The 25625-nt window shown below is 63.0% G+C and carries 21 protein-coding genes and 1 pseudogene; 13 read left to right on the top strand and 9 right to left on the bottom strand.

Annotation, left to right across the window (positions count from 1 at the left end):
• The first annotated feature begins 64 nt into the window (after window positions 1-64).
• From xdhA to AC1DY9_RS00255, 3 genes are all read left to right on the top strand, one after another.
• Window positions 65-1651: a xanthine dehydrogenase small subunit gene (gene xdhA / locus AC1DY9_RS00265; RefSeq protein WP_457279850.1), complete on the top strand. Its 1587-nt coding sequence runs from the start codon at window positions 65-67 to the stop codon at window positions 1649-1651.
• Between the two features lie 80 nt (window positions 1652-1731).
• Window positions 1732-4083 (top strand): xanthine dehydrogenase molybdopterin binding subunit, encoded by a 2352-nt coding sequence (gene xdhB / locus AC1DY9_RS00260; RefSeq protein ID WP_477666025.1) that lies wholly within the window; start codon window positions 1732-1734, stop codon window positions 4081-4083.
• Window positions 4084-4132: 49 nt separating this feature from the next.
• Complete coding sequence (locus tag AC1DY9_RS00255) at window positions 4133-4552, top strand: hypothetical protein (protein ID WP_457279849.1); 420 nt, start codon at window positions 4133-4135, stop codon at window positions 4550-4552.
• 144 nt (window positions 4553-4696) lie between these two features.
• Here the strand turns inward: AC1DY9_RS00255 and AC1DY9_RS00250 are convergent, their stop codons facing one another.
• Window positions 4697-5035 carry an antibiotic biosynthesis monooxygenase gene (locus AC1DY9_RS00250; protein ID WP_477665506.1) on the bottom strand — a complete coding sequence of 113 codons (339 nt, stop codon included), beginning with the start codon at window positions 5033-5035 and terminating at the stop codon, window positions 4697-4699.
• Window positions 5036-5137: 102 nt separating this feature from the next.
• Between AC1DY9_RS00250 and soxR the strand changes: the two genes are divergently transcribed.
• Window positions 5138-5614 (top strand): redox-sensitive transcriptional activator SoxR, encoded by a 477-nt coding sequence (soxR, locus tag AC1DY9_RS00245; protein ID WP_477665505.1) that lies wholly within the window; start codon window positions 5138-5140, stop codon window positions 5612-5614.
• Here soxR and AC1DY9_RS00240 read toward each other — a convergent pair.
• Window positions 5611-6873, bottom strand: a complete 1263-nt coding sequence (locus tag AC1DY9_RS00240) for an Nramp family divalent metal transporter (RefSeq protein WP_457279846.1) — start codon at window positions 6871-6873, stop codon at window positions 5611-5613. The two genes, soxR and AC1DY9_RS00240, sit on opposite strands and share 4 nt — an antisense overlap.
• 384 nt (window positions 6874-7257) lie before the next feature.
• Between AC1DY9_RS00240 and AC1DY9_RS00235 the strand changes: the two genes are divergently transcribed.
• Genes AC1DY9_RS00235 through AC1DY9_RS00215 form a run of 5 tightly spaced genes read left to right on the top strand, consistent with a single transcriptional unit; the run spans window position 7258 to window position 11423 of the window.
• Window positions 7258-8922 carry a cbb3-type cytochrome c oxidase subunit I gene (locus AC1DY9_RS00235; protein WP_477665504.1) on the top strand — a complete coding sequence of 555 codons (1665 nt, stop codon included), beginning with the start codon at window positions 7258-7260 and terminating at the stop codon, window positions 8920-8922.
• Window positions 8912-9514: a cbb3-type cytochrome c oxidase subunit II gene (locus tag AC1DY9_RS00230; protein ID WP_457279844.1), complete on the top strand. Its 603-nt coding sequence runs from the start codon at window positions 8912-8914 to the stop codon at window positions 9512-9514. Before AC1DY9_RS00235 ends, AC1DY9_RS00230 begins: the two co-directional genes overlap by 11 nt.
• Window positions 9515-9532: 18 nt before the next feature.
• The gene (locus tag AC1DY9_RS00225; protein WP_457279843.1) at window positions 9533-10132 is read left to right on the top strand and encodes a c-type cytochrome; all 600 of its coding nucleotides are present in this window, start codon (window positions 9533-9535) and stop codon (window positions 10130-10132) included.
• A 35-nt stretch (window positions 10133-10167) separates the two neighbouring features.
• Window positions 10168-10800, top strand: coding sequence for an SCO family protein (locus AC1DY9_RS00220; protein WP_457279842.1), 633 nt, complete (start codon window positions 10168-10170; stop codon window positions 10798-10800).
• Window positions 10797-11423: a hypothetical protein gene (locus AC1DY9_RS00215; RefSeq protein WP_457279841.1), complete on the top strand. Its 627-nt coding sequence runs from the start codon at window positions 10797-10799 to the stop codon at window positions 11421-11423. The genes AC1DY9_RS00220 and AC1DY9_RS00215 overlap by 4 nt, the downstream gene beginning before the upstream one ends.
• A gap of 26 nt (window positions 11424-11449) precedes the next feature.
• Here AC1DY9_RS00215 and AC1DY9_RS00210 read toward each other — a convergent pair whose 3' ends face one another.
• From AC1DY9_RS00210 to AC1DY9_RS00190, 5 genes are all read right to left on the bottom strand, one after another.
• On the bottom strand, window positions 11450-12412 hold the full coding sequence (locus tag AC1DY9_RS00210) for a hypothetical protein (RefSeq protein WP_477665503.1): 963 nt from the start codon (window positions 12410-12412) through the stop codon (window positions 11450-11452).
• Between the two features lie 119 nt (window positions 12413-12531).
• A complete protein-coding gene (gene rtcA, locus AC1DY9_RS00205; protein WP_457279839.1) occupies window positions 12532-13590 on the bottom strand; it encodes an RNA 3'-terminal phosphate cyclase in 1059 nt (352 codons plus the stop codon).
• Between the two features lie 19 nt (window positions 13591-13609).
• Window positions 13610-14251 (bottom strand): hypothetical protein, encoded by a 642-nt coding sequence (locus AC1DY9_RS00200; RefSeq protein WP_457279838.1) that lies wholly within the window; start codon window positions 14249-14251, stop codon window positions 13610-13612.
• Window positions 14238-15470 (bottom strand): RtcB family protein, encoded by a 1233-nt coding sequence (locus tag AC1DY9_RS00195; protein ID WP_457279837.1) that lies wholly within the window; start codon window positions 15468-15470, stop codon window positions 14238-14240. Before AC1DY9_RS00195 ends, AC1DY9_RS00200 begins: the two co-directional genes overlap by 14 nt.
• Window positions 15471-16078: 608 nt before the next feature.
• Window positions 16079-17632 (bottom strand): vWA domain-containing protein, encoded by a 1554-nt coding sequence (locus tag AC1DY9_RS00190; RefSeq protein WP_457279836.1) that lies wholly within the window; start codon window positions 17630-17632, stop codon window positions 16079-16081.
• A gap of 199 nt (window positions 17633-17831) precedes the next feature.
• Between AC1DY9_RS00190 and rtcR the strand changes: the two are divergent.
• Window positions 17832-19361, top strand: a pseudogene (rtcR, locus tag AC1DY9_RS00185) (RNA repair transcriptional activator RtcR); the annotation flags it as partial.
• Between the two features lie 103 nt (window positions 19362-19464).
• Here rtcR and AC1DY9_RS00180 read toward each other — a convergent pair.
• The gene (locus AC1DY9_RS00180) at window positions 19465-20076 is read right to left on the bottom strand and encodes a helix-turn-helix domain-containing protein (protein WP_457279835.1); all 612 of its coding nucleotides are present in this window, start codon (window positions 20074-20076) and stop codon (window positions 19465-19467) included.
• Window positions 20077-20151: 75 nt separating this feature from the next.
• Here AC1DY9_RS00180 and AC1DY9_RS00175 point away from each other — a divergent pair, with 75 nt between their 5' ends.
• The 3 genes from AC1DY9_RS00175 (at window position 20152) to AC1DY9_RS00165 (ending at window position 24071) form a co-directional block, all read left to right on the top strand.
• The gene (locus AC1DY9_RS00175; RefSeq protein ID WP_477665502.1) at window positions 20152-21285 is read left to right on the top strand and encodes an NAD(P)/FAD-dependent oxidoreductase; all 1134 of its coding nucleotides are present in this window, start codon (window positions 20152-20154) and stop codon (window positions 21283-21285) included.
• A gap of 63 nt (window positions 21286-21348) precedes the next feature.
• Window positions 21349-22347: a Bug family tripartite tricarboxylate transporter substrate binding protein gene (locus AC1DY9_RS00170; protein WP_457279833.1), complete on the top strand. Its 999-nt coding sequence runs from the start codon at window positions 21349-21351 to the stop codon at window positions 22345-22347.
• Between the two features lie 206 nt (window positions 22348-22553).
• Window positions 22554-24071: an amidase gene (locus AC1DY9_RS00165; RefSeq protein WP_477665501.1), complete on the top strand. Its 1518-nt coding sequence runs from the start codon at window positions 22554-22556 to the stop codon at window positions 24069-24071.
• Between the two features lie 65 nt (window positions 24072-24136).
• On the opposite strand, the gene AC1DY9_RS00160 is transcribed toward AC1DY9_RS00165, so the two are convergent.
• The gene (locus AC1DY9_RS00160; protein WP_477665500.1) at window positions 24137-25495 is read right to left on the bottom strand and encodes a glycerate kinase type-2 family protein; all 1359 of its coding nucleotides are present in this window, start codon (window positions 25493-25495) and stop codon (window positions 24137-24139) included.
• Window positions 25496-25625: the final 130 nt, after the last annotated feature.

Raw genomic sequence — 25625 nt, 5'->3', positions numbered from 1 at the left:
TCACCCATGCGGTTGATATGCACTTTTGTATGCTGGCCGCGGCGCGACTGTTTTAACCTGAAGCATGGCTGTCCCATCTTTTTCCAGACCCATCCGCTTCGTCAGGCGGGGTGAAGTTGTTTCCGTCAGCAATGTACCACCCAGCCGCACCCTGCTGGAGCTGCTGCGCGAGGACCTGGCCTGCACCGGCACCAAGGAGGGCTGCGGCGAAGGCGACTGCGGCGCCTGCACCGTGGTGCTGGGCGAGGCGGCCGGCGGCAAGCTCGAATACCGCGCCATTAACAGCTGCATTCGCCTGGCGCATTCCATTGACGGATTGGCCGTCTGGACCGTGGAAGATATTGCCCCCACGCTTTTCACTTCGCCTTCGGCTTCGTGTAATGCGCTGCCCCCCGAGGGGGCGCTGCGCCTGCGGCCCGGCAAAGCCGGTTCCGCGGCCCCTGCTGGCGAGGGAGAAGGGGTTGAACCAGCGCTACATCCTGCCCAGCAAGCCATGGTCGACAAGCACGGCTCCCAATGCGGCTTCTGCACCCCCGGCTTCGTGATGAGCCTGTTCGGCATGTACCAAAACCACATCTGCAAGGGCGAGCCTGTCACGCGGGAGCTCGCGCAGGAAGAACTTTCGGGCAACCTCTGCCGCTGCACCGGCTACCGGCCCATCCTGGAGGCCGCGCAAACGATGGGCAGCCTGCGTCCCGTTCGGATCGACGAAGCCGGTTTGCTACAAAAACTGGAGCTGCTTGCGCCCGTCCCTATTGGGCTGCAGGCCGATTTGGCTTACAAATCGCCGAAAACACTGGCAGCCCTGCTGCAGGCCCGCGCCGCCCACCCTGGCGCCCAGCTGGTGGCCGGCTGCACCGACGTGGGCTTGTGGGTGACCAAGCAGCATATGCAGTTTGGCGAAGTGCTTGACGTCACCCGGGTGCGGGAGCTGCGCCGCATTGAAGACTACCCGCGGCACATCGCCATTGGCGCCGCAGTGACACTGGCCGACGCCTATGCGGCGCTGGTCAAAGACCGGCCGCAGTTGCACAACTTCGCGGCCCGCTTTGCCGGGCTGCCGGTGCGCAATTCCGGCACGCTGGGCGGCAACATTGCCAACGGCTCGCCGATTGGCGACTCCATGCCCTTGCTGATTGCGCTGGGGGCCAACATCGTCCTGATGAGCGTGCGCGGCCACCGCGAAATGCCGCTGGAAGCGCTTTACACCGGCTACCGCAAGAACCTGATGGCGCCCGACGAAGTGCTGGCCTGGATCAAGGTGCCCAAGGCGCAGCCCCGGGAGGCGATGAAGGCTTACAAAATCTCCAAGCGCTACGACGACGATATTTCCGCCGTCTGTCTGGCGATCAATCTGCAGATTGAAAACAACACCGTGGTCACTGCGTCCATCGGTGCGGGCGGCGTCGCCGCCACGCCGGTGCGTGCCATCCAGACCGAGGCGGCGCTGACGGAGAAACCCTGGACGCAGACCACTGTGCAGCACGCCATCGCTACGTTACGCGCCGAGTTCTCGCCCATCTCGGACATGCGCGCCTCTGCGGCCTACCGCAGTCAGGTGCTGGGCAACCTGCTCCAGCGTTACTGGCTTGAAAGCCAGGGACTGCAGCAGATCAACCTGGCGAGCTTCCGGCTGGAGGAAGCCGCATGAACGCCGCGAAAGACATCTCCGTCAGCCGCGATGCGGTGGCCGACCCGGACGTACGCGCAGCCAACGCCCGCGCTGGTGATATGCCCGCTGCGGACCTGGCGGAAAAAACGTCGCTGGCCAAAAAACCTGCAGGCACGCAGGCGGCGGGCCGCTCGACGCCCCATGAAAGCGCTCGCGCGCAAGTCGCCGGCGCCGCCACCTATGTCGATGACATTCCCGAGGTGCGCGGCACGCTGCATGCCGCGCCCATTTTGTCGACCGTGGCACACGGAAAGCTGCTGGGCGTCGACACCACTGCGGCGCTGGCCATGCCGGGCGTGCGCGATGTGATCCTGGCGCGCGACATTCCGGGCGACCCGGTGCTGGGCAATTTCTCGCACGACGAACCGGTATTTGCGCAGGGCACGGTGCAGCACATCGGCCAGGTGATCGGCGTGGTGGTGGCCGACACCGTCATGCAGGCCCGCCGCGCCGCACGCAAGGTGGTGTGCAACATCGAACCCCTGCCTGCATTGTTGACCGTGCGTGATGCACTCAAAGCTGAGAGTTATGTATTGCCGCCAGTCTTCGTCAAACGCGGCGATGCGGCAGCTGCACACAAAAAAGCTCCGCACACGCTGCACGGCACACTCGAAGTCGGCGGCCAGGAGCACTTTTACCTCGAAGGCCAGGTTGCCTACGTTGTGCCGCAGGAGCAGCAGCAATGGCTGGTGTATTCGAGCACCCAGCACCCCGGCGAAATCCAGCATTGGGTGTCGCACGCACTGGGCATTGCCAACCACGCAGTGCGCGTTGAATGCCGGCGCATGGGCGGCGGCTTTGGCGGCAAGGAAACGCAGTCAGGCCAGATGGCCGTCTGGGCCGCCATCGCTGCCCACAAACTGCATTGCCCCGTCAAGCTGCGGCTGGACCGCGACGACGACTTCATGGTCACCGGAAAACGCCACCCGTTTGCATATGAATACGACGTGGGTTTTGACGAGACCGGCCGGCTCAGCGGCCTCAAGCTCATGATGGCGGTGAATTGCGGCTTCAGCGCCGACCTGTCGGGCCCGGTGGCCGACCGCGCGGTCTTCCACGCCGACAACGCTTACTTTCTGGAGGACGTGGAGATAGCGTCCTACCGCTGCAAGACCAACACGCAAAGCAACACCGCCTTCCGCGGCTTCGGCGGGCCGCAGGGCATGATCGTGATTGAAGCCATCATGGGCGACATCGCACGCACGCTCGGGCTGGACCCGCTGGAGGTTCGCAAACGCAACCTCTACGGCATCGGTGAGCGCGACGTCACCCACTACCAGATGAAGGTCGAGGACAACATCCTCGACCCGCTGCTATCAAAGCTGGCGCTGTCTGCGCTTTATTCACAACGCCGTCAGAAAATTTCTGCCTGGAACACCCAAAGCCCGGTCATCAAGCGCGGCATCGCCATCACACCCGTCAAGTTCGGCATTTCGTTTACCGCCACCCTCTTCAACCAGGCCGGGGCACTGGTGCATGTGTACACCGACGGCAGCGTACAAGTGAACCACGGCGGCACCGAAATGGGCCAGGGCCTGAACACCAAGGTCGCGCAAATCGTGGCCGACGAACTGGGCGTGCCCTTTGCACAGGTGCTGGCCACCGCCAGCGACACCAGCAAAGTGCCGAATGCGTCGGCCACCGCTGCATCGGCCGGCACCGACCTGAACGGCCGCGCCGCGCAATACGCCGCGCGCAATGTGCGCGACAACCTGGCGCAGTTTGTCGCGGGGCTGGACCGCTGCGGCGCGGGCGCTGTTCGTTTTGAGGGGGGCGAAGTCATCACGCCCGAAGGCGCGCGGCCTTTCACAGAAGTCGTGAAGCTGGCCTACGCCAACCGCATCCAGCTGTGGAGCGACGGCTTTTACCGCACACCCAAAATCCATTACGACAAGACCACCCTCACCGGCCGGCCGTTCTACTACTTCGCTTACGGCGCAGCCTGCACGGAAGTGGCCATCGACACCCTGACGGGCGAAAGCCGTGTACTGAAAGTCGACATCCTGCATGACGTAGGCACCAGCATCAACCCGGCCATCGACATCGGCCAGATCGAAGGCGGCTTTATACAAGGCATGGGCTGGCTCACCACCGAGCAGCTGGTGTGGAACGACAAGGGCCTGCTGACCACGCACGCCCCCAGCACCTACAAGATTCCCGCGACCGGCGACGTACCCGAACACTTCAAGGTCGATCTATGGCCCGAGCCCAACCGCGAAGACAACGTCTTCGGCAGCAAGGCCGTGGGCGAACCGCCGCTGATGCTGGCGATCAGTGTGTACGAGGCACTACGGGATGCGGTGGGGGCTGGAAAGCCAGGGGATCAACTTGTGGTGATGGATGCGCCGGCTACGGCGGAGAATGTGCTGAGGGCCGTCGGCTATGGTGATTCGCCAAAATTATTGACGTAGGCTCATGCCCCTGGACAGATCAACATCAAGCCGTGCAAGGGAGCAACGCATGTGGCAATCCGCTTTATTAATATTCGTTCTGGGATTCACCATTTCAGGCGCAGAGGCGCAAGGCTCCCCTTCTCTCTGCTGGGTTCGTAGCACCTCGCTGTCCGACACAGGCGAAGCAATTGTGAAATTCGATCCTGCTGCCCGTGGGTTTATGGGCATCACGTCTCCCGGCGCCCAACAGCCGGATACGACCTTCTCCCTGGTACCCGAAAGCAGCAACGAGAACGGGAGCGACTCTACGGTGCGTATCCCAAAAAACAAGGAGGCCTGGTTGCGCCAAGGCCATGAAGGCTGTGAGTTTCGATGGGCCCAGGAAGGCGGCAGCTCAGGCATACGCATCAGTGCGACCAGTTCCTACGTCCCGCCAGGAGCCGCACCAGCGACTGCGCATGCATTTGTTCCTTTCTCGAAAAAATGACTGTGCCTGGATTCCTCGCGCGCCGTTGCCAATACTTCACGACAACAGGCGGGTCCACGCTTCGCCCAGGCGTGGTCAAACACAGCGGTAGCCTGCGACCCCGCAGCTACGGCAGCGTTTGAGCGCCTGATCCGAGACGGAAAATCAAGCCTCGCGGTACATCCCCGAGTCGCCCCGTACGCCCAGCTTTTTCCGGAAAGCCTGAATATCAAAGCCCTCGCTGGCGAGCTGCTTTTGCATGACGGTCTGGGCGGCGGCCACCGCATCGGCATTGGCCCACTCGACCACGGTCACCACATCGAACTCGCTGCTGTCGCCCGTCTGGGTCAGCACATGTTTTTGCAGGCAGCCGGGCTGCTCGCCCAGCATGCGCTGGACCTGGTGAATGCGCTCGACAAAAGCGGAGATCGATTGCGAGGGCACGACGAATTTGTCGACGCGGAACACGGAGGCGGAAGCGGGGCTTGATAAATCGCTGGACATGAAAACAACTCCTTTGAAATAAGCGGGCCGGATTGGCCTGAAAAATGAGGAGTCTGAAACCTCAAGTAAAGTTTAGGTCAAGCATTTTTTTCAAGGAAATCCATGGGCACGGAACTGGAACAGGCCGGCATCTTTCCCACACTCTCGGTCGGCGACATGRCACGCCGCAGCGGCGTGGCGGTGTCCACCCTGCACTTTTATGAGAAAAAAGGGCTGATCAGCAGCACCCGCACCGAAGGCAACCAGCGTCGCTACGCACGTGAGATGCTGCGTCGCGTGGCTTTTGTGCGTGTGGCGCAGCGGGTGGGCATTGCGCTGGCCGACATCGAGGCAGCCCTGGCCACCCTGCCCGCGAAGGCGGCCCCCAGCCGCGCGGACTGGGCCCGACTGTCGGCAGCCTGGCGCGCCGACCTGGACGAGCGCATGGCCCAGCTCAAAAAACTGCGCGACACCCTGGACGACTGCATAGGCTGCGGCTGCCTGTCGATTGACAAATGCCGGCTGCGCAACCCGTATGACCAGCTCGCCGGGCAGGGCGCGGGGCCGCAGCGTTTGTGGGTTCGTCGCCGGGAAGCCTAGAACAAGGGGCGGATCAGATCCAGCAACATCATCGCCACCGCAAAGCCCATCACCACCACACCGCCCCAGCCGAACCACGTGGTCTTCAGGCCCGAGGTGAAATTGCCCATCACCGATTTCCGGCCGGCCAGCAGCATCAGGCCGGCCATGATGGGCACGGCCACCACGCCATTGATCACGGCACTCCAGTAAAGCGCTTTCATCGGGTCTATGCTGGTGAAGTCCATGCCCGTGCCTACCACGGTAGCAATGACGATGATGGCGTAAAAGCGCTTGGCTTCGTACCAGTGGCGCTCCAGGCCTTCGGGCCAGCCGAAGGCCTCGGCCACGGCGTAGGCAGCTGACGAGGCCAGCACCGGCACGGCAAGCAGGCCGGTGGCGATGATGCCGCCGGCGAACAGCGCAAAGGCAAAATCGCCGGCCAGTGGCCGCAAAGCCTGCGCCGCCTGCGCGGCTGATGTCACATCATGGATACCGGCCGCATACAACACCGCACCACCCAACACCATGATGAAAAAGGCGATGGCATTAGAGAAAAACATGCCGATGTAGGTGTCGCGCTTGACGCGGCGAAGGTCGCGGCGGATCTTCTTTTCAGCGCCCAGCACGCCGCCCTTCAAGCGCAGCTCTTCGACCTCCTGCGAGGCCTGCCAGAAAAACAGGTAAGGCGAAATCGTGGTGCCCAGCAGCGCGACGATCATCATCCAGTAGCCCGAGGTCCATTGCAGTTTGGGAACGACCAGGTCATGCAGCACCTGGGCCCACTGCACCTGCACCAGGAACACGGCGATCACATAGGCAAAGAGAAAGAGCGTGAGCCATTTCAAAATGGGTGCGAGCTTGCGGTAAGGCACAAACACCTGCAGCAGCACGGTGATGATGCCGAAGGCCACCGCATGAAAGTGGTCGCCGCCGCCCACAGCCAGCTGCAGCGCCTCGCCCATGGCGGCAATGTCGGCGGCGATGTTGATGGTGTTGGCAATGACCAGCAAAAACACCATGCTCATCAGGAAGGCGCGCGGCGTGTGCTCGCGCAGGTTGGCCGCCACACCCTTGCCGGTGACGCGACCTATGCGGGCGCTGACCAGCTGGATGGCGATCATGAAGGGCAGTGACAAAAACACCGTCCACAGCAGCCCGGTGCCGAACTGCGCCCCCGCCTGCGTGTAGGTGGCGATACCGGAAGGGTCGTCATCGGCAGCGCCGGTGACTACACCTGGGCCGACATGGCGCAGGAAAGAGGGGATGCGGTTCAACATGGCCGCGAGGCTAACACGGCTTGATGAGGCCTGGCTTAAGCCAGATCAACATATCGATTCAGGCTACAGACCAATGCAGGCGAGCGCCAGCAGCTATAAAAACAGTAGCAGATGACTGGAATACAGCCTGGCGTCCAGGCTGGCAGCCATCAAAGGCGTAGTATGGAACACCTGCGGCAAGTTCTCGCGGCCCCACCCGACCGGCGCCAGGCAGCAGATGGCGTCTGCGGGTTTTCACACCGGAGAAATCATGACAGTTGCACCATGCACAAGCGGCGGACCGGCTCAGTCGTTCAGATGGCTGACACCGCTTTTTCTGGAAACCCGGAGCGCGGGCAATGAGAACCCGACGATGCCGCGCGCGTTGCCTGCGGGAGCTGCATGATGGACAGCGCCGCCCTCAGCCTTCTGGGTGCTTTCCTGTTGTCCATCATCGGACTCTTTGTCTTCATCTGGTCGCTGCGCAAAGGTCTGCTGCAAGAAAACCCTGTCGCGGCTTCCGTCATCTTCGCGCACGGCGAGATCGGCCAGGTCGACGACCCCGCGCTACAGGACGCGGCACAGGCGTCAATGCAGAAGGTAGTGAAGGAAGGCGGCATCAAGACGCACGCGGCCGACGCCGCCGAACTGCTGGACCGCATCACGTCCGACCGCTCCACCGCGTTTCCGGTGTTCATGTTCATCACCTTTGCCTGCCTGTGGCTCATCGTGGGCTCGATGGCGGGGCTGGTGTCGTCCATCAAGCTGCATGAGCCCGACTGGCTCACCGACTATGCCTGGCTGACCTTCGGCCGGATACGCACCGTGCACCTGACCGGCGTGCTCTACGGCTGGATCACCAATGCGGCGCTGGGAATGATCGTGTGGCTGCTGCCGCGACTGCTGCGCACCCGGCTCTACGGCGCCATCTGGGTCATGCTGGGCGGGGCGCTCATCAACATGGGCATCGCCGGCGGCATAGGCGCCATCGCGACCGGCTGGAACGACGGCATGGAATACCTGGAAATTCCATGGCAGATCGCGATCTTCATGTTCGCCGGCTTTGCCCTCGTCATCCTGCCGGTGCTGTTCACGCTGGTCAACCGCAAGGTCTCGCACCTGTACGTCAGCGTCTGGTACATGACGGCGGCGCTGCTGTGGATTGCCCTGCTCTTCCTGGTCGGCAAGATGCCCGGCGTGCACACCGGCGTGCAGCAGGCCACCACCAACTGGTGGTATGGGCATAACGTGCTGGGCCTGTGGTTCACGCCCGTGAGCGTGGGCGCCATCTATTACTTCCTGCCCAAAATCATCGGCCGGCCGATACGCTCCTACAACCTCTCGCTGCTGGGCTTCTGGACGCTGGCGTTTTTCTACGGCCAGGTCGGCGGCCACCACCTCATCGGCGGCCCGGTGCCCGGCTGGCTCATCACGCTGTCGATCGTGCAGAGCGTCATGATGGTGATTCCGGTGATCGCCTTCAGCATCAACATGGGCGCCACGCTGCAGGGGCGCATGCACCTGGCGCGTTATTCGCCGACGCTGCGCTTCATGATGTTCGGCGGGCTGATGTACCTTGCCTCATCGCTGCAGGGCTCGCTGGAGGCGCTGCGCAGCGTCAACCAGATCACCCACTTCACCCATTTCACGGTGGCCCATGCGCACCTGGGCGCCTATGCCTTCGTCACCATGGTGCTGTTCGGCGCCATCTATTTCATGATGCCCCGGGTGCTGAACTGGGAGTGGCCGTACCCGAAACTGATCACCCTGCATTTCTGGCTGGCGGCTGTCGGGGTGACGATATATTTTGTCGGGCTCACCATCGGCGGCTGGCTTCAAGGTGTGGCGATGCTGGATGCCGCCCAGCCCTTCATGGCTTCCGTCGAGCTGACCCTGCCCTACCTGAAATGGCGATCCGTGGGCGGCGGCCTGATGGTACTCAGCCATCTGGTGTTCGTCGGCCATTTCCTGGCCATGGCGCTTCGCTTCGGGCCGGGCCGCGCGGGCGCCGCCCTCTTCTGGCCCAACGACGCACGCAGCGCTGAAATGGGAGCCGCTCATGGAAAATGAAGTCAAGCTGGCATCGGGCGCCATGGTGGCCCTGGGCATCGCCACGGCGGCCCTGGTGGTGATGCCCTACATGCAGGTACGCGACATCAAACCGCCGCCGGAGCTGAAAAACTACACCAGCGCCCAACTCCGCGGGCGCGAGGTCTACATTGCCAATGGCTGCGTTTATTGCCACAGCCAGCAGCCGCGTGACCGGAACTTCGGCCCCGACGCGGAGCGCGGCTGGGGCCGGGCCTCGGTGCCGGGCGATTACTTCTATGACAGGCCGCATTTGCTGGGCAGCATGCGCACCGGGCCGGACCTCTTCAACATCGGGGCGCGCCAGCCGAGCAAGGACTGGCACCTGGGCCACCTGTACCAGCCGCGCGCCTATGTGCCCGGCTCCATCATGCCGTCCTACCCCTATCTTTTCACGGTGAAGGACGCCAAAGACGCCGAAAGCGAGGGCGAGCAGCCGCTGGCCCTGCCACCCGCCTACGGGCCGAACATCGGCCAGGTGGTCGTGCCTTCGCCGCAGGCGCTGGACCTGGTCAAGTACCTGCAGGGCCTGAACCACACCTACCCGGTGCTGCCACCCGCCCCCAAGCCCTGAGCCACACAAGGTCATCCCATGCTGAACGACAAGACATCTGAAAGCCGGGCCCAGGAGCGGGAACAGGCCGAGCCTTCCGAAAAAAGCCAGCCCATCCCGCTAATCTTCCTGGTCGGGGCATTGGCCCTGGTGCTGTGGGGCGCGGGCTACATCGTGCTGTCCGGCTCCTTCGGCCGCGCCGACCTGGGTGACAAGCGCACCCTGGCGGACCTCTCGGGCCCCGCGCCGGGCGCTGCGGCCAACGGCAAACAGCTGTTCACCGCCAACTGCGTGGCCTGCCACCAGGCCACCGGCAAAGGGCTGCCCGGGGTGTTTCCACCGCTGGACGGCTCCGAATGGGTCACCGGCGACGAGCGCACCGTGGCCAACATCCTGCTGCACGGCGTCACGGGCGAGATCACCGTCATGGGCAACACCTTCAAGGGCGCCATGCCGGCCTTCGCGCAGCTCAGCGATGCCGAACTGGCCGCGGTGGCGAGCTACGTCCGCGCCGAATGGTCCAACAAGGCGGGGGCCGTCAAGCCCGAGCTGTTTGAAGCCGAACGCAAGGCCGGCACGCGCACCACACCGTTCAACGGCGCTGCCGAGCTCAAGGCGCTGGCGGCCAAAAGCTCCTGAGCTGAAGGGGCAGCAAGCGTGGTGGGCCAGCCCTGATGCTTCGCACCGCCTTGCTCAGCGTCATGCTGGCCCTGGCGGGTTACGCCGCCGCCGCGTGGCTGACGCACGACTTTCAGGTCTGGACCGCCGAGGGCGCCCGTCGGCTCGAAGTTGCACTGCGACCTGTCGCAACCCCCGCAGTCAGCGTCGACGGGCCCGGCATCGCCTCTCAGGCACTGTCGCAGCATCTCGCCGACGGGCAGTCCGTCACGCTGGTGGATTTCATCTACACACGTTGCCAGACCGTCTGCCTGGCGATGGGCAGCAGCTTCCAGCAAATGCAGCAGATATTGCAGGCGAGGCAGGAGCGCGGCGGCAGGGTCAAGCTGCTGTCGATCAGCTTCGATGGGCGTCACGACAGCCCCGCCGTGCTGCAGGCCTATGCAGCACGATTGAGCGCTGACCCGGCGCTGTGGCGCTTTGTGCGTGTGCAGGACCCGCGGGACACCCAGCGCCTGCTGGCGGGTTTCCAGGTCGTGGTGGTTCCTGATGGCCGCGGCGATTTTGAACACAACGCGGCGCTGCTGGTCATCGACCAGAAAGGCCGGCTGGTTCGCATTTTTGACTACGCGGAACAGCAGCTCGCGCTCGACTATGCGCAGCACCTTGCGCAGGCTGCCCCGCCATGAAGAGGCTGGCGCCTCCCTCGCGCGGCACCCTGGCGGTTATGGCCGTCGCCCTGCTTTGCCTGCTGGCCTTGCCCGGCCTGCGGCATGGACTGGAAGCCAGCATGACACTTCATATGCTGGTGCAGTATCCCCTGCTGGCGCTGGCCGGCTATCTGCTCGCCACTGCACTGCCGGGGCGCTGGCTGGCTCGCCTGGGGCTCTGGAATGCCCACGGCATCAGCGGTTTGTTCGCTGCCGCGGTGGTGCTCGCGATCCTGATGATCCCCCGCGTACTAGACCTTGCGCTGGTGGACGGCCGCATCGAAATCCTGAAATGCCTGGCCCTGCTGGCCTGCGGCGCCGCCGTGCGCCTGTCCTGGCAAGCGGCGGGCCTGCTGGTGCAGGGTTTCTTTCTGGGCAATGTGCTGCCGATGATGGCAGTCGTGGGCAACCTGTATGAAACTTCGCCGGTACGCGTCTGCAACGCCTACCTGCTGGACGATCAGGCGCGCCTGGGGCAGATGCTGGTTTGGATTGCAGCAGCGATTGCCGCTGCGTGGTTTACCTGGCTGGTCCGTGCCTTGATGCAAAGAGACACTGCCATGCTGCCTGACGATGCAGTAACGAAACCCACGGCACGCTGACACCACTCATGCCGCCGGGGCGCCACTCACATGGCAAGGTTCAGATCCACTTCCAGGCCTGCCCGCTTCATTTCACGTGCCAGCAGCAGCCGCCACAATCCGGCCTCGTCGACCGAAATGCTTGTAGCGCCTTTCAGGACATCCGGCAAGGCGTCGTCTTCGGACAGCAGGCAGGCAATGCGGTTACGGCCGAGCGCGGCCAGCATGAACCCGATGGCCAGCATGGCCGCTGGCGCATCGGATTTGTTGCCCGGCAGGAGCAGCAAAAACGCCACATTGCGCAGCCCCTCCAGCTGGTCGATGGTGACGGCGTCGAGTATCGCCGCCTCCAGCCCCAGCTGCTCCATGAACTGGCACGCGTCGCCCACGGCATCTCCGCCCAGGCCCAGGATGGCCACGCGAGAACCGGACACGGCTTGCGGCGCGGTGGCGGAAGAGAGATCGGTCTTGGACATGGGCATCCTCGTTGGAATGGAAGGTGAAGGTGTGGAGATCTGCTCCGGTTCCGGCTCCGGTTCCGGTGCTGGTTCCGGTGCTGGTGCTGGTGCTGGTGGGGGCGGTGGTGGGGGCGGTGGCACCGGTTTCGCCTCCGCAACCGGCTCCACTATCGGCGCTGCAGTGCCATCGAGGTAGTCGCTCAGCAGCTTCTTGGCCGCATTCACGCGCATGATGGCCAGATCGATCCCTTGCCTGACTTTTTGCTGGCGTTCGTCGTCCGTGAAGCGGTCGCCGAAAGTCTTGTCCAGCAGAAAATCCTGTATCGCGACGGCAAACTGCCGGTATTCGGGCGTGCCCACGCCAAAGCTGTCGGCCAGGGTGGTGTTGACTTTCTTTTGCAGGGACTCCACGCTCGAATCCCAGCCGGTTTGCGTCACCGATATTTTGAAGGCCCGCAGAATCTTGATCTGCCGATTGACCTTTTCGATCGCGTTCTCGATCTGGGCTTTATCGGGGGCGCCGGATGGTAGTGTATTTTTGCCGTTGGACATGCAGGTTCCTCATGCGACCAGCCCATACTGTAAGGCTTCTCTGGTTCCGGACTCAACACCAGCAACGTCCCGCAGTTTTCATATTGGCATGCATCGGCCAGGAATGACCCGGCCATTCATCACATCTGCAGCGAAATCACCGTTCCGCCACCGCATGGCTCGCATGAGAACTTCACAGGCAGGAAGGCTTCGATGGTCCGCGCATTGGTGCGGGTGTGCTCGGTCAGCTCCGTCGCCCAATAGCGACCCATCCGACCCTGCAGGCCCGCCAGTGCCATGGGAATCATCAGCTGGTCTGCCAGGTGCGGGCCTACCGGCGCCTCGTGTGCCTGGTAATCCTTCACTTCCTGCAGCACACGGCGGGCAACCTGCTCGGCACTCACGCTCTTTTCGCCATAGGCAGCAAAGACCTCGGTGATGTTTTCATAGCGCAGGACAGCCAGCAGCGCATTGCCCGGCCCTTCGTTGCTGCGCAGCCCGCGGTCGCGCAGGCAGTCTTCCTGCCAGCCAAGCCCCTTGCGCAACACGTCCAGCTCACGCTCGGCCACACCTCTCGGCAGGCCGGCGTGCAGACATTCGGCGTATGCCTCTACCAACGCGCCACGTTCCATGAGGTGAATGGCCGAAAAGCCGTGCGCGGGCGGGTTCAGGCGCACGCGCGCCTCCCCGCCTCCCGCCGGGTAGAAACCGTGGCGGCGCAGTTCAATGTCAAACAGTGCCTCGCCGCTGCCGGCGAAATAAGGCGCCAGCGCGGTCAGAAAGGAACACGACGGCGCCATCGGGTTGTGCGTGCCGCCGCTGAGCAGCAGCGTCGAAGCCGCCTCGGCCTGCAGTAGCGGCCACAGCACGGTCTGCAGCACCAGCATGCAGCTGCCTGCCGAGCCGACCGCAAATTCGTAGTCGCCCGCGCGCACCTCACCTGGCGTGAACAGCAACGTGGTTTCGCCAATCTGCACGGCCTGACCGGTGGCATTGACGGCAGAAGTCTCATCGCCGCCGCCGCCCACAGCCACAGCCGCGTTCACGCAGGCCAGGTGCTGGCGCATCAGGCCGGGCTTGGGCCGCTTCGCACGGATGTTGTTCATGCGAAACGGCTTGCCCGTGACCAAGCTGAGCGCCAGAGCCGTGCGCAGAATCTGCCCGCCGCCTTCGCCTTGCGAGCCATCGAGTTCAATCATTGTTTTTCTTCTTTCATCATCAGTCAGTTGCGCTGGCGGCAAGCACGCTCAAGGTCCGGTTAACAGGGTTCCACACCGTCAGGCACCAAATGCCCCACCACTCTTTTCCCGCTTCAAAATAGTTACTCCATTGGCTGCGCGATGGTTCAAGATCAGGATCACCAACCCAGTCGATCACCTCAGGAAGATGGCCCGGGATCAAACCTAAAATTTGACACCACCGATCAAACAGCGCCTTCGCGTCAGCATCTTTCATGAAACCGTAAGGTGGGTCACTAAAACTCAAAAACAAACAAGGCGCACCGGCTGGATGCGCCGCGCAGGAAAAGAGGTCCTGTACTTTTTCCACCGGCAAAATTTCCGGACTCGCAGCGGCACAGTCGTAGTCGAGCTGATGAAAATTCGACGCACTAAATTGCGGAAATTTTTTGATGGCCTCCTGGTGGTTTACCAACCATCGCTCCCGTACGTCCGCGAACAGCAGCTCCAGCGCGCACCGATGCAGCGCCGCAGAAGGATCAATGCCTTTCTCCAGCGTGTAAACAGCAAAATCAAATACGCAGCCTGCTTCGGCAAGTTTTGCCCGAAGAGCCGTCAGGGCAGGACCGGACAATGCCTGCAGAGCGTTGTCCTTTTGCCCCCCTCCCTCAACCTTTGACACACACCACCTGCTTGAGCGTGTAAACCACTTCCACCAGATCACTCTGGGCCAGCATCACGGCGTCAATGTCCTTGTAGGCCATCGGGATCTCGTCGATCACCTCCGCGTCCTTGCGGCATTCCACGCCTTCGGTAGCCTTGATCTGGTCGTCCACCGTAAACAGCTTTTTGGCCTGCGTACGGCTCATGGTGCGACCTGCTCCGTGGCTGCAGCTCATGAAACTGTCCGGGTTACCCTTGCCGCGCACGATGAAACTCTTGGCGCCCATGCTGCCTGGAATGATCCCGAGCTCTCCCGCCTTGGCGCTCACGGCACCCTTGCGGGTCACAAACACCTCTTGCCCAAAGTGCGTTTCCTTCTGCACATAGTTGTGGTGGCAGTTCACCGCCTCCAGGTGCGTCTCGAAGGGCTTGCTGATCACCTTGCGCAGCGCGCCAATGGCGGCCTGCATCATCACCTCGCGGTTCAGGCGCGCAAATTTTTGCGCCCAGCCCACACCGCGCACATAGTCGCCAAAGTACTGCGAACCTTCTTCGAGGTAGGCCAGGTCCTTGTCGGGCAGGTTGCGCTGGTGCAGCTCGGCGTCTTTCTTCGCGAGCTCGATGAAGTGCGTACCGATGGCGTTACCCACCCCGCGCGAACCACTGTGCAGCATGATCCACACCCCGCCGCCTTCGTCGAGGCACACCTCGACAAAGTGGTTGCCGCCACCCAGCGTTCCCATGTGGCGGTGGTTGTTGGTGTTCTTCAGGCGTGGGTAGTCCAGGCAGATTGCCTCGAACTCTTCGACCAGCTGGCCCCAGGCCGCATCTGCCGCGCTGGGCGGATTCGTCCAGGCGCCGACCTCTCGCACTGAACCATTCCTGCGATAGGTCTTGGGCGCCGAGCCGTGCGGCACGGCTTTTTCGATCTCCGAGCGCAGCGGACCCAGGTTGTCAGGCAGGTCTTCGGCGCGCAGCGTGGTTTTGCAGGCCATCATGCCGCAGCCGATATCCACGCCCACCGCAGCTGGAATGATCGCCTTGAAGGTCGGGATCACGCTGCCGATGGTCGCGCCCAGGCCGTAATGCACGTCGGGCATCACGGCCACGTGCTTGAACACAATGGGCAGGCGGGCGGAGTTTTCCAACTGCTTCAGGGCCTGGGCTTCCACCGGTACGCCGTTGGTCCACATCTTGACCGGCACACCGCCGGTGACTTCATGTTGTTGGTAGTTCATTGTTTTTCTTCCTTTTTCAATAAAAACGGATGACTAGAGCTTGTGAAATGAAATTCCGCCACTTGTTGCCAAGCTGGGGCTTGAACCCAGACCCCGCGCCTTTCAGCGCGAGAGCGTTTGCACGCCGCGTCTACCTGTAATTTCACGGGCATTCATCCAAAACCTTTTGATCACCAGCAGCAACAAAATTGTTGAAATGGATACGTGCTCTACCAGACTGAGCTACGGTGCTGCAATGGGCTCGGGCACAAGCCCATTGCAGCACCGGCGGGATTCGAACCCGCGACCTCGGCATTAACAGTGCTGTAATTCCAACCGCATTTGCCGCCGGCAATCAAAACTTTTTGCTCTCTCTTCAAGAACTTTCAAAAACACGACAAGGATCGGTGAGATTTTCATGTGCATTCAGTTTCCTGTGATGCACATGGCCAGAGTCGAACCGGCTATATCCAATGTAATCCCGCCAGCATTCGTGCTTTTGAAAACCCTCTTGCCAATCTTTAAAAAAGGCCCCCGCCTGAGGACTAACAGTTGTGTGATAGAAACAGTTTGGATGTAATCACACCGGCATTCCTCAGGCGACGACGCTCAACACATCGAGTCATGGCTTACAAAGCCAGCTCGTCTATCAATCCGACCCAGTGGTCGGCTCCCAACGCCCCCGCGGCAAACAAAGCCAGTACCTTGAACACTTCATCGGTAAAACCGCCGATGTTCAGGATGTCAGGCCGTTCAAGCGCCTGCGTATGGGCGTAAGGCTGGATGTCGATACACACCAACCTGGCTTGCGGGTTGCGCTGCTTGAACACTTCCCATTCACGCAAGGTTTGCGTCGCACCGGCACGCTTGCTATCCACCCATGACTCGTTGTCCGACACCAGCACCACCAGGTCTGCCTTGGCCTTACCGGCGTTCAACAGGGCCAACGGCGCCGAGCAGTTGGTTCCGCCACCGCCCACGGCAGCCAGTTTCTCCGCATTGGTCATCACCGAGTCACGCGGGTTCAACGACAAGTTGACGACTTTCTGCTCAAACGGCAGCACCATGGTTGCCGGGTTCTTGCGCAGCAGAGCCGCAGCCACCAGGGCCGCCACGTCAATACAACGCACCGCACTGGTTGCAGAACCACGGTGTCCAGACACCGCCGAGCTCATGGAGCCCGACACATCAGGACACACCACCACCTTACCCACCAGAGCGGGCACGTTCTTCAACGCGATTTCCATCGCGTCTTGCAATGCTTCACGTACCTGCAGAGGAACGGTTTCATCCGTCGCTTTGTAGGCAGCCATCAACTGGTAGGGCAACACGCGGGCCTTCTCAATGCTCTGCACATCACGCAGTTTGGCGGCAATGGCCTTTTCAGCCTTGGTCGTACCAAACACACCGTGGCGCGCAAAGGTGTTGAGGTTCTGTCGAACCATCTGCCACGAGCCGTTCTTGGCAATCTGGGTCCACTGGTTGGTGGTCAGGTTCAACGCGGTCAGCATCTGAAAAGGCACATCGGGTGCCGCACCGCAGCGGTCCTTTTTGTAGGCTTCAAAAGCACGCGTCGCCTCGGGCAACTGGCTCACGTCAAAGTCACGGCCAATCAACCAGGCAAACCACGCGGCGCGCCAGGCCTCAGCCGGTTTTGGGTGAACCATCTTCACGACGTCGGCCAATGACGGGCTGTTACCCACGCTGGCGTTCAGCAGCTGCTTCTCGCTTGCATTGCACAACCAGGCCTGCACCAACTTCTTGGGACGCGAACCCATTGACTTACGGCCCACACGGCCGCTACGCAGAATTTGCACCACGTTACGCAGCATCTTGCCGTTGTCCACGACGCGAGGAAACGCCTTGGCAAACAGTGCCACATCGCGGGTCGCCAGCGAGGCCAACAGCAGCGCCGGCATGTCTTTCATATGGCCGCGCTCACGGGCATAGATGGCGGTTTTGGCCACGAAGCCCGCATCCACCTGCGCAGCCAGCTCCAGCACTTTGTCCAGTTGCTCGGCAGCACCGGCGTAGTAAACATTGTTCAGGCAACCGGTGACGGCCAACTGCACCAGCGCATGCCGAGGTGCCAGAGCATAAGCCACACCACCCGCCTCGTTGACAGTGGTGGAAGCAGACGGGAAAGCGCCTTTGCTGTTTTGAAATAGTTGAGTGTTTGCCATGTTCTTGTTCCTTGTTTGCATTCACCGTTGTGGTGACGAACTATGTATTGCAGGCAGCGTGCCAACTCTTCAAAACTTTTTCTCCATCACCGTAGATCATTGATTTAATTGAGTATTTTTCATAAAAATCAAAAAATAACCGGTTCATCTTCACTCATCTCTCCTATTTTTTTAGCTTTAAAGCTAGTACATTAGAAATATGAAGAAGAAAGTGGTGATGGGTTTCCTGGGTACCCAACTGGATTCGGGCCTGAGTGCTTCCCGTTGGGAGAAATGGCGGCCGACGGTGTCGATCGCACAGCATGAGGACCTGATCGTCGACCGGCTGGAGCTGATGCACGACGTGCGCAACAAGGCGCTGGCCGAAAGGGTGCGCGAAGACGTGGTTCAGCTCTCGCCCGGCACCGAGGTTCGCCTGGTCGAGATGAACCTGGCCAACCCCTGGGATTTCGGCGAGGTCTATGGCGCGCTGTATGACTGGATGCGTGCCTACGCCTTCGACACCGAGCGCGAAGAGTACTGGGCGCACATCACCACCGGCACCCATGTAGCGCAGATCTGCCTGTTCCTGCTGGTCGAGGCGCGCTTCATTCCCGGCGTTCTGTTGCAGACGGCGCCGCCCAGGGGCCGGCAAGGCCAGGGTGTGGGCAGCTATGAACTGATTGACTTGGACCTCTCGCGGTATGACGCGATCAACACGCGGCTTGCGGTGGCGCAGCAAGATGCAGTGTCCTTCCTCAAAAGCGGCATCGCCACACGCAACCCCCGCTTCAACAAGTTGATCGAGGAAATCGAACACATCGCCGTCCAGAGCAAGGCGCCCATCCTGCTGACCGGACCGACCGGCGCGGGCAAGTCGATGCTGGCGCGGCGCATCTTCGAGCTCAAAAAGTCACGCCACCAGGTCAGCGGCAGCTTTGTCGACGTGAACTGCGCGACGCTGCACGGCGACGGTGCAGGCTCCACGCTGTTCGGCCACAATAAGGGAGCGTTCACCGGGGCGGCCAATGACCGTCCCGGCCTGCTGCGCACCGCCGACAAGGGCGTGCTGTTTCTCGACGAGATTGGCGAGCTGGGCCTGGACGAGCAGGCCATGCTGCTCAAGGCCGTGGAAGAAAAGCGCTTCCTGCCCGTAGGCGCCGACAAAGAAGTCGAAAGCAGCTTCCAGCTGATCGCCGGCACCAACAAGGACTTGCGTCTGGAAGTCGCCCGCGGGCGCTTCCGCGAGGATCTTTTTGCGCGTATCAATCTGTGGACGTACACCCTGCCCGGCCTCAGCCAGCGCCGGGAGGATATCGAGCCCAACATGGACCACCAGCTCATGCTCGCATCCGAAGATCTGGGCAGAAAAACCCGAATGACCGCCGAAGCCCGCGCCGCCTACCTGCGATTTGCACAATCGGGCAAGGCCATCTGGGCTGGCAATTTTCGGGACTTGAGCGCATCCATCACCCGCCTTGCCACGCTGGGCGACAACGGCCGCATCGGCGCGAGCCTGGTGGAGGCCGAGATCGCGCGGCTACGCTGGCAATGGCAGGCCACAGAACAGGAAGCCAGCGGCGGCGCTGCCTCACTCGCCGAATTAATGGGAGGTACCGCGGACACACTCGATTACTTTGAACAGCTACAGCTTCAAGCCGTGATTGAGGTTTGCCGCAGAAGCGCTTCCCTCAGCGACGCCGGGCGGGTGCTCTTCAATGTCTCACGTACCCAGCGCAGCGTGGTGAACGATGCGGACCGGTTGCGCAAATATCTGCTGAAATTTGACCTGACCTGGGAGAAGCTGTCGACCTGAACCTGGGTACAAACCCGAGACACAAGGCCAGGCAGCCCTATTCGCTCATCACCACCAGCACCTGCGCATCGCTGCGGCCCAGCGAAAGGTAGATGTGGCCCACGCCACTGTCGAAATAGGCCGACTCATGGCGCCCCACTTCGATGATTTCGCCGGTCTCGAACTCGATGCGCACACGGCCCGACAGCACGATTACGAACTCCTGCCCTGCGTGGCGAATGAAGTCGGGGAACTGGCTGCGGCTGCGCGCCACGATGCGGCCGTGCATCGGCGTCATGCGCTTGCCCGGAAAGCCGGCGGCCAGCGCGCCGTAGTCATAGTTGCCAGAGCTGTAGGCTGGCGCACCGCCCGCCTCGGACCAGACCACCACCGGCTTTGCAGCGCCGGGGGCCGGCGCCGCGGCCCGCGCGTCCAGCAGTTGCCCCACGTCCAGCGACAGCGCCCGCGCCACGGCGGCCAGCTTTTCATAGCTGACCGAAATCTGGCCCAACTCCATCTTGGACAGCGTGGACAGCGCGACGCCGGAACGGCCGGACAGGTCCTTGAGCGTCAGCCGCCGCACCTTGCGGTGCCCGCGCAGGCTCAGACCGAGCCGCACCCGGTCCGCCTCGGGGGCGGCGGCAGGGTTGCGGGCGGGGCGTGCAGGCATGGTGTTTTCCCTTTTTTCGAAAAATCCCGGTAAATGGGCTGGACAGGCACGATTCTCGCATGTGAGAATTCTCAAATGAGAGAATTTGACATCCTGATCTTCGGCGCCGGCATTGCGGGCGCATCTTTGGCCTGGCGCCTGGCCGGGCAACGCAGCGTTGCGCTCGTCGAACGTGAATCCCAGCCGGGGTTTCACTCCACCGGCCGGTCGGCGGCCATGTTCATGGAAACCTATGGCCCGCCCATGGTGCGGGCACTGACGCGTGCCAGCCGCGGGTTTTACGAACGGCCGCCGGAAGGGTTTCACCCGGCGCTGATACAGCCCCGGGGCGTGCTTTACCTTGCCACGCACGGCCAGGAAAAAGAACTGGCGCACACCCGCCAGGAACTGTCCGCAAGCTGCCCCGGCCTGGTGACGCTGGACGCCGACACCACGCTGGCCCATGTGCCCTGCCTGCGGCCCGATGTGGTGCACGGCGCGCTGTACGACGCAGGCGCGCAGGACATGGATGTGCATGAACTGCATCAGGGCTTTCTGCGCGGCTTTCGCCAGAAGGCAGGCGCCGACGGAGAGCTGCGCACCGCCGCCACACTGACACAGGCCACGCATGACGGACAGCGCTGGGCCCTGCAATTCAGCGACGGCGAGACGCTGCGCGCCAAAACCGTGGTGAATGCCGCAGGCGCCTGGGCTGACGAGCTGGCCGCCATGTTTGGCGCGCAGCCCATCGGCCTGGTGCCGCACCGGCGCAGCGCCTTTACCTTCAAGGCGCCCGAGGGCATGGACGCCTCACACTGGCCCGCCGTGGTGGGTGTGGACGAAAGCTATTACTTCAAGCCCGATGCCGGGCAGCTGCTGGGCTCACCCGCCAATGCGGACCCGACGGTTCCGCACGACGTGGTTCCTGAAGAGCTGGACATTGCCATGGGTATCCACCAGATCGAAAGCGTGTCGACACTGACGATCCGCCGCCCTTCCAGCACCTGGGCCGGCCTGCGCTCTTTTGTACCCGACGGGGAAATGGTGATTGGCCACGACAACGCCTGCCCCGGTTTTTTCTGGCTCGCGGCGCAGGGCGGCTACGGCATCCAGAGCGCGGCCGGTGCAAGTGCGCTGGCCGATGCGCTGATCCGCCAGGCGGCGCTGCCTGAAGAGCTGCGCCAGCAAGGCGTTGAAGCCTCCAGGCTCGCACCGGCCCGTTTGCGTTAACTCTTGAGCCCGCCCCTTCGAATCACCCCCTTCCGATTGATCAAATTTTCAACGAGGCCTACCATGCAACACATGTCTTTCAAAGCAATGCGCCGCACGCTGGCCGCCAGCGCTGTCTTTTTTTGTGGACTTGCCGCCGTGGGCGGGCCCGCCCATGCGGCCGAGTTTCCTGAGCGGCCCGTCACACTGGTCGCACCCTTCCCAGCTGGCGGTGCGGCCGACGTGCTGGCGCGCATCCTTGGCAAAGCCCTGGGTGACCAGCTGGGCCAGCCCGTGGTGGTCGAAAACAAGCCGGGCGCCGGCACCGCCATAGGCGCCGCCGCAGTGGCCAACGCCAAGCCCGACGGCTATACCCTGCTCGTGAGCTCCAACTCCACCTTCACACTGAACCCGGCGCTGCAACCCAAGCTGTCTTATGACCCGGCCAAGGGCTTTGAGGCGATAGGCATGGTGGGCTCAGTGGCGCTGGCCATGCTGGTGAACCCGTCGGTCACGGCCGCCGACGTGCACCAGTTCGTGGCGGCGGCCAAGGCCAATCCGGACAAATACCTGTACGGCAGTTTCGGAAACGGCACCAGCTCCAACTTCGCCGGCGCGATGTTCAATACGGCCACGGGCCTGAAGATGACGCATGTGCCCTACAAAGGCTCCGGCCCCCTGATGACCGATCTGATCGGCGGCCAAATCCCGGTGTCTTTCGACACCGTGGTCGCCGCATCGCAGCAACTCAAGTCCGGAAAGATCCGCGTGCTGGCCGTGGCCATGAACAAGCGCTCGGCCCTGCTGCCGAATGTGCCGACCATGGCCGAGGCCGGCTACCCAGCCGTCGACATGAACGCCTGGCTGGCCGTGGTGGCGCCCAAGGGCCTGCCGGCGCCCGTCAAGGCACGGCTGGAAAAGGCCCTGGCCACGGTGATGGCCAGCACCGAAACACTGGACAAGCTCAAGGCCGCCGGCTTCGAACCCGGCTATACCGCGGTTCCCGACTGGTCCGGCTTGGTGACGGCCGAGATCGCGCGCATGAAGGCGCTGGCCGAACGCTCCCAGATCAAAACAGATTAGTCATGACGGCCCCCACGCTCGCCACTTCGTGTGCTTCGCTGCCCCCCCCCGAGGGGGCGCGTTCCGCCTTGGGGCGGCCCGGCGGCGAGACCTGGCCCCCACGCTCGCCACTTCGTGTGCTTCGCTGCCCCCCCGAGGGGGCGCGTTCCGCCTTGGGGCGGCCCGGCGGCGGAACATGACCATTTCCTTCGACACAAGACATTGATATGCACTCCACCCTTCCAGACATCTCCGCCGTCGAACTCCGCAGCCTGATCGCCAGCCGCGAGGTATCGCCGGTGGAGCTGATGGACGCCTGCATAGACCGCATCGAACGCCTCAACCCCGCCATCAACGCGATCTGCGCGACCGACTTCACGCGTGCGCGCGAGGGTGCACGCGAAGCCGAAGCGCAAGTGATGCGCGGGGGGGCGCTGGGCCCTTTGCACGGACTGCCGCTGGGGGTGAAGGATCTGCAGGACACCGCGGGCCTGCTCACCACCTACGGCAACATAGGACTTCGCGGCAACGTGCCGGCCAAAGACAACGCACTGGTGGCCAAACTGCGCGCGGCCGGCGCCATCGTCACGGCCAAGACCAATGTGCCCGACATGGGCGCCGGCGCCAACTCGCGCAACCCGGTGTGGGGCGCGACGGGCAACCCGTTCAACCCCACGCTCAACGCGGGCGGTTCTTCCGGCGGCTCGGCGGCGGCGCTGGCAGCCGGCATGCTGCCGATCTGCACCGGCTCCGACACCGGCGGCTCGCTGCGTATTCCGGCTTCGCTCTGTGGCGTGGTCGGCCTGCGGCCTTCGCCCGGGCTGGTGGCCAACGACGCCCGGCCGCTGGGCTGGTCTGTCATCTCCGTGCTGGGGCCGATGGGGCGCAACGTGGCCGATACGGCGCTGCTCTTTGCCGCCAGCGTGGGCGCGAACGCACGCGACCCGCTTTCCTACCCGGTGGATGCCTCCACGTTCTGGCCCTTGAAGCAGGTGGACCTTTCCACCTTGCGTGTGGGCACCACGGAAGACTTTGGCATGTGCATCGTGGACCCGGAAATCCGGCGCGTGTTCCGCCAGCGCGTGGAAGCCGTCCGGCCGCTGGTAGCGAGCTGCGAGCCGATAGACCTTGAATTGGGCGATGCCGACCGCGCCTTTGACACGCTGCGCGCAGAAAGTTTTGTAGCGGCATTCGCCGATACCTATCGCAACGCCCCCGAGACCCTGGGCCCGAATGTACGCGCCAACATGGAAATCGCGGCTGCCATCACGCTGGCGGACCGCGCCTGGGCGCACCTGGAACAAACACGCATTTCACGCCGCTTTGCCAAGGCTTTCGAGCAATACGACATCATCCTGGCGCCCGTCACGCCGGTCACACCCTTTCCCTGGACGGAGCTGTATGCCGGCAACATCGACGGCCAGGCCATGCGCAACTACTACCACTGGCTGGGCCTGACCTATGTGGTGACCCTGGCCACCAACCCGGCGCTCGCGCTGCCCTGCGGCAAAGACGAACACGGCATGCCCTTCGGACTGCAGGTGATTGGACGGCTGCACGCCGATGCGCAACTGCTGGCTGCATGCCAGGCGCTGGAACAGGTCTTTGAGGCCAGCGACACGCTGCGCAGGCCGCAACCCGATTTGCAAACTTTGCAGACGGCACGGCCGGAACTCAAATCCATCGTCACGCATCCGCCCGAAATCAGCGCGGCGCCCGGCACAGGTGGTTTGACAGCCGTGTGAGGCTTTTTTTCGCCTGTTTTATGTATCAAACAGGCCCGCAGCGCAGGTAGAACCTGCGCGAGCAGCTACAAAATCAATAGCACCCGGAAGTCATTGACGTTGGTATGTGTGGGCCCCGGAATGACCAGGCCACCCAGCGGCTCGAAGTAGCCGTAGGCGTCGTTGCGGTCCAGGTACTGGTCCAGCTTCATGCCTTTGGCCAGTGCGCACTGCAGTGTGTCGGGCGCTACATAGGCACCCGCGTTGTCTTCCACACCGTCGATGCCGTCGGTGTCTGCTGCCAGCGCATACACGCCCGGCTGGCCTTGCAGGGCCAGGGCCAGGCCCATGCAGAATTCGCCGGCACGGCCTCCGCGGCCGCGCGGCGTGCCTTCTGCTTGCTTGCGAACGGTCACTGTGGTTTCCCCGCCGCTCAGGATCACGCAGGGCTTGCTGAAGGGCTGCCCCTTGAGCGCCACGGCACGGGCCAGCGCCGCATGCACCTTGCCGACCTCGCGGGATTCACCTTCCATCTCGTCGCTCAGGATGTGCGCCTGCAAGCCGGCTGCGCGCGCCACTGCGGCGGCAGCCTCCAGGCTTTGCTGCGGCGTGGCGATCATGTGCACCTCATGGCCTTTGAAGACCGCGTCGCCCGGCTTGGGGGTTTCGAGTGCGCCCTGCTCCAGCAGGCTCATGATGGCGCCCGGCACTTCAATGCCGTAGCGCTGCAGGATGGCCACCGCCTCGGCGCAACTGGTGGCGTCGGGCACCGTCGGGCCGCTGGCGATGATGGACGGATCGTCTCCCGGCACATCGCTGATGGTCAGCGTCACCACACGCGCCGGCGCGCAGGCTGCGGCCAGGCGGCCGCCCTTGATGCGCGAGAGATGTTTGCGCACGCAGTTCATCTCGGAAATATTGGCGCCACTGTTGAGCAGCGCCTTGTTAATGCGCTGCTTGTCTTCCAGCGTCAGGCCTTCAGCCGGCAAGGTCAGCAACGCCGAGCCGCCCCCCGAGATCAGGCACAGCACCAGGTCGTTTTTACCCAGCCCCTGCACCATGGCCAGGATGCGCTGTGCAGCTTCCAGCCCTGCCGCATCCGGCACCGGGTGCGCGGCTTCGACAATCGCGATGCGCTGTTTCAGTCCCTCGGGGCGCGGCGGGATGTGGTGGTAGCGGGTCACGACCAGGCCTTCAAGCGGTGCGTCGGCGGGCCAAAGTGCCTCCACCGCCTGCGCCATGGAACCGCCGGCCTTGCCCGCACCGATCACGATGGTGCGTCCGCCGCTTTCGGGGGTGGGCGGTTTGGGCAGGTAGCGTGCGGTGTTCTCAAGCGGCAGCGCGCGCGCAACGGCGGCGGCGTACAGGTGCTCGAGGAACTGGCGCGGCTGGGTGGCGGCGTCCGGGATGGGCGTGCCGGGGGTAGGTGTCTTGGCTGCAGTCATTGAAATGTCTCCACCCCGGATTGTGCCGTGGTAACCGGGCAGTAACCCGGCAACGCGGGAGGGTTTGGGATTTCGCCGGAAAGGCAGCTTCCTAGAATGAGCCATCATCCACCGAAGCAGAAAGAAGAGC

It is taken from the genome of Polaromonas sp. P1_F6 (genome assembly GCF_056405695.1).
The sequence above is the reverse complement of the archived record's forward strand: the minus strand, read 5'-3'. Positions and strand labels throughout refer to the sequence as shown.